The sequence below is a fragment of the Yersinia sp. 1252 StPb PI genome (assembly GCF_048593885.1).
Lineage (GTDB): Bacteria > Pseudomonadota > Gammaproteobacteria > Enterobacterales > Enterobacteriaceae > Yersinia > Yersinia enterocolitica_E.
In genome coordinates this window covers 1-15,692 of the sequence record NZ_JAZGQE010000116.1, presented here as the reverse complement: position 1 = coordinate 15,692, position 15,692 = coordinate 1, and the positions used below count along the sequence as shown (strand labels likewise).

Genomic DNA, 15,692 nt, shown 5'->3' with positions numbered 1-15,692 from the left:
TAAATTTAATACGCGCTAATTTTTATAGTAAAACTTAATTTAAGGTCATCGTTAAGTGACGAAGGCCTTTCCCCTATTAATCTCTTTTTATTTTTTCCTCTTGAGCCCAGGTACCTCTTTTAGTAAAGGTTGGATCTTAGCTTATCGTCGCCAGCTATTGACGACAGTACCGCTTATATAATGTTGAATTTTCTTTTACCGATGATTGCCGCGGTATGAACAAATAACGGTGCCGAAGCACCGTTATTGATCTCCGAACAATTTAATAAAATCTCATTCTGAATAACTAAAAATTGCAAAGCGGATCAGAAGCCGCCATCAATATCAGTCACACCAATCAGCTTATGATTGACAAACTCCTTCAGCCCCAGACCAATCAGCTCGCGGCCATAGCCTGAGCGGCGCACACCGCCAAATGGCAGGTCAGCCTTCACCGCAGTCGGATGGTTGATGTAGACCATGCCGGTAGACATTTGAGCTGCAACCTTGCGGCCCCGTTCGATGTCTTGAGTGAACACCGAACCGCCAAGCCCGAAAGGCGAGTCATTCGCAATCTCGATAGCTTCCGCTTCATCTTTGGCTTTAAAGACCAGCGATACCGGGCCAAAGAATTCCCAGTAATACGCCGGGTTATCCTTAGTCAGGCCGGTGAGCAACACCGGTTGCACGAAGGCGCCCTGCGACGGCACCTCAGCGCCAATCACGGTCAGGGTCGCGCCGTGGCCGACAGCTTCCTTCACCTGTTTACGCACATCGTCGGCCGCACCCTGTGAGGACAGCGGCGCCAGAGTCGTGGCAGGGTCCAGCGGATCGCCGGCCTTGAGCTGGGCAACGCCAGCTGTGTACTTATCAAGGAAAGCGTCGTAGATAGCCTCGACCACGATAATACGCTTGGACGAGCAGCACACCTGGCCGGCATTCCAGTGGCGGCCAAACACCGCCCACTTAGCGGCCTTGTCCAGATCAGCATCTTCCAACACCACAAAGGCGTCAGCACCACCCAGCTCCATCGTCGACTTCTTCAATGCCTTACCGGCCTGTGCTGCAACCACAGCACCTGCGTCCTCCGAACCCGTTAGCGCAACACCATGTACACGCGGATCGTTAATGATGGTTTCGAGTTGCTCACGGCTAGCGTAGAGGTTTTTGAATCCGCCTACCGGCAGGCCGGCTTCAAGCATCAGCTTCTCAAACACATCGGCAGATTGCGGTACGTTAGACGCATGCTTGAGTATCACGACATTCCCGGCCGCTAACTGCGGCGCGATGATTCGAGCTATCTGGTAGTAGGGAAAATTCCACGGTTCGATAGCCAGGATGATGCCTAGAGGCTCATGCACCAGCCACGCTTCGGTTACCGCAGGGTCTTTAGAATGCAGCTTCTCCGGCGCCAGTTGCTGCTGCGCATTCTCGACGTAGTACTCAAAGATAGCCGCCGATAGTTCGACCTCCGCTTCGGCCTCTCCCAGTAGCTTACCCATCTCCAGTGTCAACAACTTGGCGTATTCGGTATGCTTGGCTCGGAGCAAGTCGGCCGCCTTTTGCAGCACGGCAACACGATCGGCGATTGTGGTATTTTTCCATTGCTTGAATGCCCCATCGCCTTGATCCAGAGCAAGAGCAACATCGGCGGTAGTGGCGTCAGGAAACGTCTTGATCGTTTCGCCGGTGTAGGGATTGGTTGTTGCGTAGGCCATCTTTCGTTCCTTGGTTGCATGCAGGGGCCGTTCGCGAACGAACAGCCTATAAAAGAAAGTCCGACTCAGGATCGTCACCGACTAAAACCAGAGCGTTCCCGGGAGAGGAAACGTCATTCGGACGGCAGTGATATCACTCAACAATTAGATGATGAACGTAATACAAATAAAAAACGGCATCGTAGAAGAGTGTATTCGCTCCATGGCGATTCAGACACTTTTATCCGATTAAAATATGTGACTCTCTTAGCGCTATTTATAACTCCAGCTTCAGTCCCTGAGAGAGGAACAACACAAAAGCCTTCGTCGCGCCATAAATTGACATACCGAATTCCGGAGCCAGGCCGACGATCGAACCCATTATTCACTCTGGAGGTCATCTTGACTTTATGATGTTTGGAGCCCGTTCAAGCTGGCTAAGGTCGCATTCAAGTTCAACATTGGCCTTCGGTATCCAAATGCCCACGGTAAATCCCCCCCACGCTTGAATACGAAGTTGTGCGCGACGTCCTCTGAAGGAAACTTTGATAATCGATGGAAAAAATGTCGGATGGAGGGAAAACCAGGCAAAGTCGCCAAGCCCGATCTTCATTGACCGTTCCGCCTGCACTGTGAGAACTATCGTCACCCACTCGCGGCTCTTTGTTGGTTCAAATTCGGCAGTTAAGAAAAACCCATCATGCACCGCCTGCCCACCAAACCTTCCCTTATTAGGATCAAGGGATGACCCAAGGGGGCGGGAAAATGCCGGCAGAGGTGGTAAACTCTCTGACTGATATTGTCCCGATAGTTGGCACGCTACCTGTACGGTATTTTCTTCAACTGACGGATGCTGAAAACTACTCTGACTTCCACGCAAGAAAGTGATCTGCCCAGCGCTTATCTCTCCTTCAAACACCACTGATGTGCTGTACCCGCGCAACCTACCGGAGGGGTTTCGGTTCGGTACCAGACTTTTATGTTTTTTCAGCACATCTAAGTCTCGTGCAAGCCAAGTAAACGTTGGCCCGGCACCACGTTGTAAGGGCAACTCACGATGCCAGCGAGCATAAATCCGCTCAAATTTCCGCACAGCAATAGGATCGATACGTGGCTCATTGACCTTAAGATAACTCATAATGCCTCCAGCCAATTCAGCAAATAATTGGTTGGTATAACGATAGTAAGGAGAGCCTGCAACCTGCGCTTTAGCGAATAAACTCACGGCCTGAGATACTGCATTGTTCTGCTCTTCACTACTTTTACCATGTGCAGCTGAGAGTATCTGACTGGCCTGAATCACATATACGTCAAATGCCCATCCCGCTCGCGCTACGAGCGTTCTAGCCCATAGAGGATCGATTGGTTGAAACACTGCGGGAAAACGAATCGAAAGTAGTCCAATGAGGATAGAAGCCCAGGGATCAGTACTGATGCCAAACAATTCATCCTTATTAACGATATCGTTTCTGACGGCCTGAACTTCAGTTGAGGTCCCGGCATCCAGCGCACGTAAGAGTGCCCGCAATTTCGGGTCGGCTGGCGTTATGCTAATTTCAAGATCAGCCGGCGAAAACGGTGGGGCAATAACCAGAATTATGGTACCACCGCGATACAGAGGCAGTAGGCATCGCTCAATTCTCACCTTCTCAATCGCAGCCGATAATCTTATTCGGTTACTACCCCAAGGATCGCGATCACGATCCTCTGGGATTTCAAGTTCAACCCGGCCAGCAAACATCTCCATCCGCGACTTGCCTCGAAAAGTATCAAAGGTTTCCCGACCATTTTTTTCTTCTGACAGGCCAATAGAAATACGCCTCTTGTCTGGGGAAATCGCAACAGGCCATGACTTTTGAATATCGAGGATAATCTCATGAGTAGAAGAACTGAAAAGAACCGATTTCTCATAGGAAGAACGATGCAACGCATCGAGATTAATCGAGTTGGGTACCTCAACACCTGTCTGCTGGTTCTCTGCGTCGAAGAAAGAGATATTAGAACCCGAGGAAGTCAGTGCTGAGAAGGACGGCAGGATGACCTTATTAGCCTGCCCCTCCAGCACTTCAAAAATAACGGATTGTGGCGAGACACCGGCCGGTTCAATTTCAGCCCAATAGATGCCGGGCTTAACATCTTCTGTCGAAAACATACGATTATCAGGCGTTGCAATCCAATCAGCAATGGACTGGCCCTCACTCTGGATCCGAACGGTTCCAACTGAAAGATCGTCAGGGGCCTCAAAATATAAACTCGTTTTCATGGGACGGTCACCCATTGCTCAAATAACGGTTCTTTTGGTTGAAATAACTGCGAGTAATGCTCCCCCTCTTTCACAGCAATAGCATACAGTGCGTTGCGGCTAGGTGGCACAGTGGTGTACCAAGCACTTGCTTCTCCTGCCGATCTATTCTTTAACCACGGCGGCGTTGGGTCATTTTTTTGGCTGATAAAAAAATCATAATCCGACATCCGCTCAAGCGGATCCGTCATCACCACAATGGGTAGCTCAAAATTTTCGGGAAATACCAGAGGGATAGGATCACTTTGCGGAACAGCAAGGTAAGGTTCGAAAGGCTCTCTGTCACGCCAGTGGTCAAAAAATATATGTCGTAGCGATTTGAGGTCACTTTGCAAATCGCGGCTAGTTACCCCCCAACGGGGATAAAACAATCTGGCAGATGAGCCGTTCAGACCTTTTAGACAGGTTTGTGTAAAACGCCCAAACCTAAGGTTACTACTGATTGAGTCTGCTCCTTCATAGGCCAGTTGCCCCTCAGCAGCAGCACATAGCAGCGCTACCTGATTGCGACTTGTAGCAAATAAGTCATGTTCGGGATAGAACTGGCACTCTTGCGCCTGCGGTCTCAATTCAAACTCAGGTACATACTGACCACACGCATCGGAAAACAAAAATGCAGCAGAAATGGACTGATTCTTTCTTAAAGTGTACGCAAGCTGGCCGAGATTGATGTGCGACCACACATTGACTGGATTGCGGTTTAGATCTTCAAGAAAGAGCACCGGTTGTTGAAGATGTGATGCACCGTGCCCGCAACAATAGAAGAAAGCAACATCACCCGGCTCAAGGCTGACACGCTGATACCACTCCAGTCCTCTTGCCGCGACGTTGGCCTCCGTTGCAGAGTCAACCAGACCAGTAGTGGCCCATTGATAGCGGTTATTTTTGTTTTCTGGATCTGAAATCAGCACATCAAGTGTCGCCAGTGGTGCCGCAAGGCGATCCTGATTTGCGAGCAACCAGTCACACATGAGCTTCGCACTGTCTGCTGCGCTTGACAAATCAGGAACCGAACGTAGAGCCGCATTAACTCCTCGTTCGACTTTCGCAAAAGGGTAACTCCCCACACCTATAACGAAAGCATGTGTTTTCGGCCCTTTGATATCTCGGTTAAAAAGTAATGGCATCGTCCACCCCTCACAAAATACCAAATTGCTTCAACCGAGCTCGAGAGCGCGCATAAAATTGGGGACGCTGGAAATACTTCGAGTGGGTTTCAGTGATACCTGCAACTGAATTGAAAGCAAGATCCTCAGCCCCTGCGTAAATCATGTCCGTTCGGAAAGCAAGGGGATCAATCGGGTCGAAAATGTTGAGCCAATGTCTAACACAGTCTGGTTTGCGCCGGAATGAGCCAGCGGATGGATTATACGAGAGAACGTCCAACGCAGCAAAAAGGCCAGGTTGAGACCCCACGGTGAATAAAGCATCGACGTCTATATCTTCAGGAAGTTCAGCCGCCACCGGATTACTCAGCATATCAACAAGGATCACCCCCCCCCCATACTGTGACCTACCACCACTAGGGGTCCCTTACCCGCTTTCTTCTCTTTATGCGCTTCGATAAGGGCTTGTCGAATGGCACCCCGAATATTATCCCGACCTTTACCCTGTTTGAGATAAACGAAGACATCCCCCATAAAAAGGCCGACAGCAGGACTGATACTGTCTCTAACCGCACCAAAGCCAAGAGTCGACGCTGCATGGGAGATACGATCCGTCACCGCCGAGATCGCATCACTGATTACGCTTCCAATCCCAAAAGTGGCAGGTATGCCATCTTTAAGCTGTTCAGTTACAGTCTGAATGTTGGCATTATCTGGGAACACCGTGGCCGCGTTGTTCGACGCGATGAGTTCAGATGCGTTACGAAACGCCTGAAACTCTTCGGCTGACAAAGGACGTTTTTCTCGTGCTGCACGATCTGCAACCTCGGAACAGATGGCATCAAGCGCTGCAACGGGATCCTGTTTCCCCACAGCCACGATTGACAAACTGGAATCTGGGCCAGCGCCGTTTACGCCCCCCATCAGTCCTCCGCCAAAACCCGTAAGAGAACGAACATTCAACGAAAAGGTCCCGATATCAGCATTGGTCTGGAATACTTCTGGAGGGATCGGGCTGACAAAGCTCCCCCACATCGGAGAGTGGATCTCAACGTCAGTCCCAGTGAATAGTAGCTCTCGAAACAGTTTGTCGCGCTCTGTGACTGCAATTTTGTATGCTTGCGTATCGCGCGTTGCAACGCCATGAACAAATACCAGTTGCGGCATATTCATCCCCAATATCAAATTATTGATGGTTCAATGTGGTCCATATACCGAGCTTTTACTTCTTCCTAAAGCAGCACTTACAACGCTCAATTGTTCAAATAATAGGCTAACCTGTCGGTAACGCAAGATTACGCTGTCATTAACCCACAATTTATTGAAGGGTTTATTCTAGTAATAATGTGTCGCCTAACAATAATAACAATAGCCCCCCGAAATCATCATCTAAGTGTCAAAGAGGATTCACTTGCACAAATAGATTATGAGTGTCATATATAATAGATGTTAGTCATCATAAATAATTATTGGGATGGGGAATCAATATGAAATACACCACTTTTGGTCGTAATAGCGGCCTACGGGTCTCCGAACTGGCACTGGGTACCGGTAACTTTGGTACTGCCTGGGGATATGGCTCGGAAAAAGAGGAAGCAAAACAGGTATTTGACCGCTATGCCGAGGCCGGGGGTAATTTCATCGACACCGCAGATACTTACCAATTCGGTCAATCTGAACAGATCGTAGGAGAGTTTATTGCTGCGGAACGTGATCGTTTTGTGGTCGCAACAAAGTATACGCTGGGAGCACAACCGGATGCGGGGATTGCTCAAACCGGAAACAGCCGCCGCAATATGATTGCTTCCGTGGAAAGCAGCCTTAAACGGCTTAACACCGACCGCATTGATTTATTGTGGGCCCATTTTGATGACCAGTTAACGCCTCTTGAAGAAATTGTGCGCGCTTTTGACGACCTGACTCGTGCAGGCAAAATACAGTATGCAGGGCTTTCCAATTTCCCGGCATGGCGCATTGCACGGGCAGATACCTTGGCAGAATTACGCGGCTGGTCACGTATTGCCGGTATTCAGGTAGAGTACAGTTTGGTACAGCGAACGGCTGAACGTGAACTACTGCCGATGGCCGAAGCACTCGGCTTAGCAGCCACACTGTGGTCACCTCTGGGGGGAGGATTGCTGACAGGAAAATATCGTCAAAGCGATGAAGGTCGTCTACTTGGTTTTGCGGGCCGATTGGTGCATACCGAGCAAGATACTGCGCTACTCGATGAAGTTATCGCAATAGCACAGGAACACCACATGCAACCATTACATATTGCTATTGCCTGGTTGCGCCATAAGGCCGCAAACTCCCCTACCAGTCTAATCCCTATTTTAGGCTCCCGTACCCAAGCCCAACTGGATGACACACTGGCAGCATTAGATGTGATATTGAGTGATGAACAAGTGGCACGTCTTGATAAGGTCAGCGCCATTACTCTGGGGACACCACACGAACAAATCACCAACACTCTGGCTCGGGCGCAGGGCGGCGATAGTACCCGTATCATCGCCCCCCGACCACCGCGGGCATGAATCAAGGTCTGTATTGATGAGAGGCAACATCTATTGATGTGCTGGCATGGCATACTTTATGATGCTGCCTGTTCAATCAGGAGAAATGTATGGCCCGAGTATCAAAGCAACAGATGGCACTCAATCGCGAGTCAATCGTACAGACCTCTTCGCAACTCTTCCGTGCCCGGGGTTTGAATGGTGTCAGCGTCAACGATTTAATGGCTGCGGTCGGATTGACCCATGGCGGGTTCTATGGACATTTTACCTCTAAAGATGAATTGGCGGCTATCGCCAGTCGCAAAGCGCTCGACGATTCCAGCACCCGTTGGCAGCAAATCAGCAGCCAGCCCGAGCATCATAATCTGCGCACGTTAGTCGAACTTTATCTCTCAACCACCCACCGTGACCATGCAGAAGATGGCTGTGCAATTACTGCGCTAGCCAGCGATGTGGCACGTGAGAATGATGAGAATCCGGTGCGAGAGGTTTATCTCAGTGGCGTGAGATCCCTGCTAGACAGATTAATGTCTGTTTCTGATATAGAAAATGAAGAACAACGCAGGCAACACGCGCTGGTACAGCTTGCTATGTTGTCCGGTGCATTAACACTGGCGCGCGCCACCGCCGGGGATAAGTTGTCGGATGAATTTCTTGAAGCAGCCAAAAAAGCCTTATTGACTGAAGAAAAGTAATGTCCCCACGGCCGGATTATCAAGATGCCAATCATGCTGTGCTAAAAACTTTTCGCCTATAGCTTAAGTGGCTATTTGCCCGCAAAAATCCTGTCACTAAGGAAATCGATAAATACCCGTAATTTAGGCGTGATATAACGCCCGGAAGGCCACACCACATGCAAGCTCACTGTGCGCTTTACATAACTATCCAGCAAGCTTCGTAATTTGCCTTCCGCCACTGCCTTTCCCATCGAAAAATCCGGTAAGCAGGCGATGCCCAATCCTCTTAAAGCAAAACACATTCTGGTTTCAATGTTGTTGCATACCATCGAGATTGGGATCCGCAAATCAGACTCATTGGGCAAGGGCCAGGTTTCCAATTTTCCGCTGTTAGGGAAACGATAATGCAGGCAGATATGATTCGCCAGTTCAATAGGGTGCATAGGCTCACCATGCTGCTCCAGATAGGCGGGCGATGCCACCAGTAGCATGGTGGACTGCCCCAACTTACGGGCTGACAAACGGGAATCAGTCAGTTCACCGGTACGGACGACGGCATCAAATCCCTCTTCGACCACATCAACAATCCGATCACTAAAATCCAGATCCAGCTCAATGTCGGGGTATGCGAGCATAAAATCGGCCAATACGGGTAACAACAATGTGCTCACCAGTGGCAAACTGACCCGCAACCTGCCGCGCGGTTTATCGGTAAGTTGTAACAGCTCAAGCTCTGCCGCCTCTACCTCAGCAAGAATCCGCCGACTACGTTCAAGAAAAAGCGCACCTTCGGAAGTCAGTGCTATGCTGCGAGTGCTGCGGTGAAATAATCTCACGCCTAACCGCCCCTCGAGCCGTGCGATATTCTTACCAACCGCTGAAGCGGAAACACCCAATATACGCCCTGCCATCACAAAACTACGGGTCTCGGCCACTTGAACAAAAACACTCAGACTGCTTAGGCTATCCATCACGGCTCCGATTGCGGACATTTATATCCTCTAATACTGGAAATCTACCCCACTTTTTCCTGATTGCGTAGTTATCTATTGTTAGATTGCCATCTATGGTTAAGTCTTCATTCATTCAGATTAAGGAATTACTATGTCTGCGAGTTCGTTAGTGCCAATACAGCCAGTGCATCTGGCAGCCAGAATTAATACAGTGATTGATAAGGCGCTCACCGAACAGCGCTTGGTGGGTACCGTGGTCATGGTGGCGCTTAACGGCGAGACACATTTCAGCCGGGCAGCAGGATGGGCGGATCGCGAAACCAAACAACCGATGACCTCCAATACCCTGTTTCGTTTGGCATCCATCAGTAAGCCGATTGTTTCTACAGCAGCAATGGTATTAGTCGCACAGGGTAAGCTCGACCTTGATGGCGATATCCGGCGCTGGTTACCTGACTTTCAACCCCGGCTGGCAAATGAGGAATTACCAACCATTACGATACGCCAATTACTCAGCCATACCGCCGGTTTGAGCTATCGCTTTTGTGAAGCTGATGAGGATGGGCCCTATGCTCGCGCGGGGATCTCCGATGGCATGGATCGTTCAGCAATCACACTCAACGAGAACTTACGTCGATTAGCCGATGTGCCGCTATATTATGCCCCAGGAACTGCATGGGCTTATTCATTGGCAATTGATGTCTTAGGTGCAGTTGTCGAGCAAGTTTGTGGTCAGCCATTAGATCAGGCAGTAAGGGCATTGGTCACCGAGCCACTACATATGCAGGACACGGATTTTTTCACCCATGATGTCAGTCGGCTAGCTACGCCTTATGTCAGTGATACACCTGCACCACACCCCTTGCAGGAAGATGAACTTGTCGCCGCGTTCCCCGGGACCATCGGTATTCGATTTTCTCCTGCCCGTGCACTCAATCGCCATGCTTTCCCTTCTGGCGGTGCGGGGATGATAGGCAGTGCCAACGACCTGTTGCGCTTGCTGGAAACGCTACGTCGGGGTGGCTCACCACTGCTTCCAGCGGCTTTAGTCGATGAGATGGGACGAGACCAAACTCAGGGTCTTATCTTACCTGACTCTCCCGGTTTGGGCTTCGGGTTAGGCTTTTCGGTCTTGCGCGATCCACACCTGGCTGATTCACCTGAGTCCGTTGGTACATGGCGTTGGGGAGGTGCATATGGCCACTCATGGTTTGTTGATAGGATTCAAGGGATATCCGCAGTCGCATTAACTAATACCCTATACGAAGGTATGTCCGGGCAATTTGTCAACGATCTGCGGGACGCCATCTATGGCGTCGGGAAACAATAATGAAAACAGCACCCTTTCCTCTCTCGGCATTATTGGCTCTCGCGATGACGGGCTTTATTGCCATCATGACCGAGACATTACCTGCTGGATTATTGCCGCAGATCGGCCAAGGGTTGGGGGTTTCACAAGCATTGGCCGGCCAATTGGTGACACTCTATGCTCTGGGTTCGTTACTGGCTGCGATCCCCTTAATTACTTTGACCCGTAGTTGGGGGCGGCGTAAAGCCTTACTCAGCGCCATTGTCGGTTTTTTCATATTCAATACTTTAACCACTATTTCGCCTTGGTTCACTTTAACCTTACTGGCCCGTTTTATGGCCGGTGCTGCCGCTGGACTGGCATGGGGGCTTATCGCCGGTTACGCACGACGTATGGTACAACCTCATCAACAAGGGCGCGCGATGGCGATCGCCATGACCGGCACCCCTATCGCCCTGGCACTAGGGGTACCATTGGGGGCATGGCTGGGCATGGTGCTCAGTTGGCGCAATGCATTTGCCATTATGTCGGGATTAACTTTGCTGCTGATTGTCTGGGTTATCGTGAAAATACCTGATTATCCAGGACAATCGGCCAAACAGCAGCAACCGGTACGCAAAGTGTTCACCACCCCTGGCGTACGCCCCATTTTGTCGGTTATTGTCCTTTGGATGCTGGCACATAATATTCTTTATACCTATATTGCCCCTTTTATCACCCCTGCCGGGTTGGAAAATCAGCTCGATAAAGTGCTGTTGGTATTTGGTGTCAGTGCACTAGCGGGAACTTGGTTCACCGGATTAGTCGTGGATCGATGGTTACGTGGCGCGGTATTACTGAGTCTTGGTACCTTTATTCTGGCTGCATTGATATTGGTAATCGCCGGGGGATCCCCCACCGCGATTTATGGCAGCATGTTGCTCTGGGGCCTCAGTTTTGGTGGCGCATCCACACTATTGCAAACCGCGTCGGCGGATGCCGCAGGACAAAATGCCGATGTGGCGCAGTCAATGATTGTGGTGGCTTGGAATTTAGCCATTGCAGGGGGCGGGGTCATCGGTGGCCTGTTGTTACAAAGCGCCGGAGCAGTAAGTTTCCCGTGGACAGTGTTGGGGTTATTACTCCTTGGGTTGATTATTGTCTGGCAGGCTCAACAATACGGGTTCAAACCGGGTATTCGTACTGCAATGTACGCTGAAAAATGCTGAGGTAATACACATAAAGACACCCGCTATTGCGGTGGGTGTTGTAAAATAATATTAATTGGCGTAGATGATTTTATCTGAATAGATAGCTTCAATTGCTTGTTTATGAATATTCTTCTTTTTATCGGTGACAATAATATCAATATCATTGATGTCACTTATTTTCATTAACCCACTTTGGCCAAATTTACTGGTGTCACATAAAATAACTTTCTGTCTGCCCATCGCCAACATTTTCTTGGCAATACGCCCTTCATCTAAATTTTTTACCATCACGCCAAAATAACTGTCTATTCCGCCAACTCCGACGAAAGTGAAATCCGTATGAATATCGTTCATTTGCTCAATGGTCTGAATGCCTAAGTTAGCCTTGTAGGTATGATTATATTCACCACCTAACACATGCACGACAGCCATATTATTTTTACTTTTAATTTGATCAGCAATTAATGATGAATTAGTAAAAACAGTAAACTTCACTAATGGTAAGAATGAAGCAAAAATAAGTGTGGTGGTACAAGAATCAATAAATAAAGTATCGTTTTCAGTCACCAATGATGCAGCATATTGACCAATTAGCATTTTTTCCTGGCGATTTAAATCCATTCGTTGGGCAAAACTGCCCTCTTGTATATTCTGAACTTTTATCGCACCGCCATGGACTTTGGTGACCTCACCGCTTTTTTCCAAATAGGAAAGATCCCGGCGGATAGTTTCAGACGTCACACCCAACTCTTCGGAAAGACCAATAACCGAAACCTCACCAAGACTATCCAGCTTTTCTAAAATAAACTGTTTGCGTTTGATCTGATTCATAAGAATAGCGGCCCGAAGCTGTGCGATACATAGTGTCATTCTACTGAATAATTTTATGAAACAAAAGGCGATTCAATCACACCGGCCAGAGTTGATTAACGGTAAAAGCGACCCGGTATTGGTTATTATCCTGACTTACCCTACCCACACAAGATTTGACAAAATCACTGACATTACCCATTGCCACACCCACAGCAGAAAACTGAAACATACTGATATCATTCTGCTGATCACCAATACTGACCACGGCTTGAGCACTAATATTTAAGTGCTGAGATAAATAATGCAATCCTTACCCCTTACTGATGCCATGTTTCATTATTTCATAATAATGATTGCTGGTTTTACTGAGTGAGTAACGTGCCATCAAGAGCAAGCGCTAATAACTTATACATACGTTGACTCCAATAAAAAAGGGAGAATAGATTATTGCTAATATACTCTCCCTCCTTGCTCACATTATACTATCAGTGGGTAATAAAGCGCGATACCACATCCTTTGCCGCGTTGCAGACAACATTATCAATGGCGGTGCCCACCACCAAAATATTTACACCGGTATCTTTAAATGCTTTGGCATTTTCCAGATTGATCCCCCCTTCTGCTAATGTTGGTACCGAAACCGCACCGACCAAAGCCAGAAGCCGCTGTTTGATAGCATCAGGAATATCACCCGCACTGACACCTTCGTAGCTCATGCCAGTCATTAAACCAATCATATCAACACCCAGTGCTTCCATCGTTTTAGCCACTTGCGCAACGTCAGCGGGGGTTTCAGCGGCAATACCGAAGGTATGCAAGTCACTCGGGTGACCAATATAAGCATCCACCGTCAGACCATATTTATGGGCTAAATCCACCAGTTCCTTTAAATCTTCAAAACTTGACTTATGGGTATGTAAACCATCAGCCCCTGATTGAGCTATCAATAAAATATCTTGTTCTGTCACGGGGGTAGGTACAGTTTCAGTAAAGCCCCCGGCGATGCCGACGGTAATAAAAATATCGTCAGCTACCACATTACGCACCCCCCGCACGGCTTGTGCCATTTGGCCGATGGTTATCTCATGACGAATACGCTCCGCAGCATGCATATTCGTCACGCCATTATGGCCGCGAGCCAGTGCCAACGCAGGGTGATTAGGTTCCAATAATTTAACACCTGAATCGCATACTGCTTTCGCTAAGCGAGCATCATCTCCGGTTATTCCAGTACTGAGAATAGTTTGACCGCCATGTAATGAAATTGCATTTCGTACTTTATCCATAGCGACGGAACGTTTCTTACTCATATCAGCGTTGAACATATTTACCTCTACTTGATTTATATAAAACGGCTTTTTTAATTGTTAACTCTTAGCCCGAGATCCCTGGTGTTGGTGATTCGGGTACTGCTTTTTTAATTGCGACAAACTTGTTGGCTAATAGGGTGATTACACAGGTCAACACCAGTGTTACCGCCATGACTATCGCCATATAAAAAGCGTTATTCGACAAGAATGGGGAGGCGAATGCAGGTACATATGCCACGCCTTTAATATTTAATAATCCCAGCAACATGCCGCCAACGCCGGCGGAGAATATTGCTCCAGCAAAGACGACTTTATTAGAGAACATGAACGGGTAAGCAGATTCGACGAACGTCCCAAAACCGAGGTTAATTAACAACCCAGGGGCAGCTACTGCGGCTTCACTTTTCTCGCGCGGAGCAATCACGTTTGCCAGATTAATACCGGCTGCCACCATCACCAGCCCGACCATATCGACCGCGCCGAGGAAGCTGACACCGGACTTTTCCATTTCCAGTAATACCAGTGGCAATATAACTGCGTGATAAACCCCACCCAGAATAGCTGGCCAAATAACCAGACCGGCCAGTAATCCGGCTAAAATCGGGCTAAAGGCCAAAGTGGCTTCGATAGCCAATTTGATATAGTCACCAGCGGCTAATGCCAATGGGCTAAGCAGGTAATACATCACTAAACCGGAGAATAAACCGGACAAACCACCCGCTACGATATTGATGGTGGTCATTGGGAATTGCCATCTCAGACAGAGCCCGAACAGGTAACGCACCATAATACCGGCGCCGATCCCTCCCAAAATACCGCCAATTAAGCCACCTTCTACCGACAGCACCCCGGCGACAACCCCCGCCACAATCGACACTTCATCTAGCTCAGAAACCTGTTTAGCCGCAATAACCGCGACAATAACCGGCAACCCCTTCAACAGCAGTTCAAAAATGGCATTGAGTGATTGCAACCCTGGGATATGGCTTAGCGCCAATACAATGGCCATGGCGATAAAACCAGGCAGAGCTGGGATCATGATGCTACGGATATTGATTCTTTTTAGCAGGCTCTTGTCACTGCCCGGCATGTTGGCCTCGCTACTGCCCAGCACTGGGGTATATTTTATCTGCCAATGTTTGCATAGCGAGGCGGTAAAAGAGATAGCCCGTGTGCGGCTATTGGTCCCGGTGGTGCCAGAGGTGGCAATCACATTGGCACCTTTGGAGGTGATAATTGCCATCGAGGTGCCGCCAGTGCCCACAATAGGGATTTTCTTTTCTATCGCCGCCAAAATAGCGTCTTTATTACTGCGATCAGGGTCAGCACTCATGATAATGATGCCATCAATATCACCGGCTCGGATTTGTGCCGCAATGGCCGCGTCCGATGATTTTACCGCGTCATTCACCTCGGAGAGTTTCCCCTGGAAGCTAATCCGTGGTTTATCTCCTTCCTCCGCGATTATTGAATAAACGGCGGCGGCGGTGGTCGGCTTTGCCACATCCATCGATTCTTCCGCTGCAATAAATTGCACCGCACTAACACCTAACCCAGCAGAGTGGAGTTGGGTATAGATTTCTTGTAGAAGTCTTTCGGGGTAGGCACCACCGAGATTGAACAGATTTCCCCCGCTGCTTCCGAGTATTGCTACATTTTTCATGTCGGGCCTCAAAAGATAAGAAATATTAGAAAGTGTTATTATGTTTTTAACTGCAATTCACCATCACAGAAATAATCATTCAAAGCAACATTAAACAACATAAAGCTATCCATTAACCCCACTAACATGACAGTGATTAATACCAATAATTTAATTAAAAAATCACATAATCAAACT

General features: G+C 48.6%; 14 protein-coding genes and 1 pseudogene. 4 read left to right on the top strand and 11 right to left on the bottom strand.

Annotated elements, in window-relative coordinates:
• Positions 1-305: 305 nt before the first annotated feature.
• From V2A85_RS15945 to V2A85_RS15920, 6 genes and pseudogenes are all read right to left on the bottom strand, one after another.
• The gene (locus V2A85_RS15945; RefSeq protein ID WP_372558518.1) at positions 306-1,697 is read right to left on the bottom strand and encodes an NAD-dependent succinate-semialdehyde dehydrogenase; all 1,392 of its coding nucleotides are present in this window, start codon (positions 1,695-1,697) and stop codon (positions 306-308) included.
• Between the two features lie 259 nt (positions 1,698-1,956).
• Positions 1,957-2,058 (bottom strand): annotated as a pseudogene (locus V2A85_RS15940) (SDR family oxidoreductase); the annotation flags it as partial.
• A 15-nt stretch (positions 2,059-2,073) separates the two neighbouring features.
• The gene (locus tag V2A85_RS15935; protein ID WP_420071811.1) at positions 2,074-3,939 is read right to left on the bottom strand and encodes a pYEATS domain-containing protein; all 1,866 of its coding nucleotides are present in this window, start codon (positions 3,937-3,939) and stop codon (positions 2,074-2,076) included.
• Complete coding sequence (locus tag V2A85_RS15930) at positions 3,936-5,105, bottom strand: hypothetical protein (RefSeq protein ID WP_420071810.1); 1,170 nt, start codon at positions 5,103-5,105, stop codon at positions 3,936-3,938. Before V2A85_RS15930 ends, V2A85_RS15935 begins: the two co-directional genes overlap by 4 nt.
• A 10-nt stretch (positions 5,106-5,115) precedes the next feature.
• Positions 5,116-5,472 (bottom strand): hypothetical protein, encoded by a 357-nt coding sequence (locus V2A85_RS15925; protein ID WP_420071809.1) that lies wholly within the window; start codon positions 5,470-5,472, stop codon positions 5,116-5,118.
• On the bottom strand, positions 5,469-6,251 hold the full coding sequence (locus V2A85_RS15920; RefSeq protein WP_420071808.1) for a hypothetical protein: 783 nt from the start codon (positions 6,249-6,251) through the stop codon (positions 5,469-5,471). Before V2A85_RS15920 ends, V2A85_RS15925 begins: the two co-directional genes overlap by 4 nt.
• Positions 6,252-6,571: 320 nt before the next feature.
• Here V2A85_RS15920 and V2A85_RS15915 point away from each other — a divergent pair, with 320 nt between their 5' ends.
• Positions 6,572-7,621, top strand: a complete 1,050-nt coding sequence (locus V2A85_RS15915; RefSeq protein WP_420071807.1) for an aldo/keto reductase — start codon at positions 6,572-6,574, stop codon at positions 7,619-7,621.
• An 89-nt stretch (positions 7,622-7,710) separates the two neighbouring features.
• Entirely contained in the window at positions 7,711-8,295 is a 585-nt protein-coding gene (locus tag V2A85_RS15910) for a TetR/AcrR family transcriptional regulator (RefSeq protein WP_372558516.1), read from the top strand.
• Positions 8,296-8,366: 71 nt separating this feature from the next.
• Here V2A85_RS15910 and V2A85_RS15905 read toward each other — a convergent pair whose 3' ends face one another.
• Positions 8,367-9,248 carry a LysR family transcriptional regulator gene (locus tag V2A85_RS15905; protein ID WP_420071812.1) on the bottom strand — a complete coding sequence of 294 codons (882 nt, stop codon included), beginning with the start codon at positions 9,246-9,248 and terminating at the stop codon, positions 8,367-8,369.
• Between the two features lie 133 nt (positions 9,249-9,381).
• Between V2A85_RS15905 and V2A85_RS15900 the strand changes: the two genes are divergently transcribed.
• Positions 9,382-10,560 carry a serine hydrolase domain-containing protein gene (locus tag V2A85_RS15900; protein ID WP_372558515.1) on the top strand — a complete coding sequence of 393 codons (1,179 nt, stop codon included), beginning with the start codon at positions 9,382-9,384 and terminating at the stop codon, positions 10,558-10,560.
• Entirely contained in the window at positions 10,560-11,747 is a 1,188-nt protein-coding gene (locus V2A85_RS15895) for an MFS transporter (protein WP_420071806.1), read from the top strand. The genes V2A85_RS15900 and V2A85_RS15895 overlap by 1 nt, the downstream gene beginning before the upstream one ends.
• 51 nt (positions 11,748-11,798) lie before the next feature.
• Here the strand turns inward: V2A85_RS15895 and V2A85_RS15890 are convergent, their stop codons facing one another.
• From V2A85_RS15890 to V2A85_RS15875, 4 genes are all read right to left on the bottom strand, one after another.
• Positions 11,799-12,560 carry a DeoR/GlpR family DNA-binding transcription regulator gene (locus tag V2A85_RS15890; RefSeq protein ID WP_420071805.1) on the bottom strand — a complete coding sequence of 254 codons (762 nt, stop codon included), beginning with the start codon at positions 12,558-12,560 and terminating at the stop codon, positions 11,799-11,801.
• Positions 12,561-12,636: 76 nt separating this feature from the next.
• Positions 12,637-12,849 (bottom strand): HAD hydrolase family protein, encoded by a 213-nt coding sequence (locus V2A85_RS15885; RefSeq protein ID WP_420071804.1) that lies wholly within the window; start codon positions 12,847-12,849, stop codon positions 12,637-12,639.
• 178 nt (positions 12,850-13,027) lie between these two features.
• Positions 13,028-13,867 (bottom strand): histidine biosynthesis protein, encoded by an 840-nt coding sequence (locus tag V2A85_RS15880; RefSeq protein WP_372558512.1) that lies wholly within the window; start codon positions 13,865-13,867, stop codon positions 13,028-13,030.
• 49 nt (positions 13,868-13,916) lie between these two features.
• Complete coding sequence (locus tag V2A85_RS15875) at positions 13,917-15,515, bottom strand: PTS sugar transporter (RefSeq protein WP_083159248.1); 1,599 nt, start codon at positions 15,513-15,515, stop codon at positions 13,917-13,919.
• Positions 15,516-15,692: the final 177 nt, after the last annotated feature.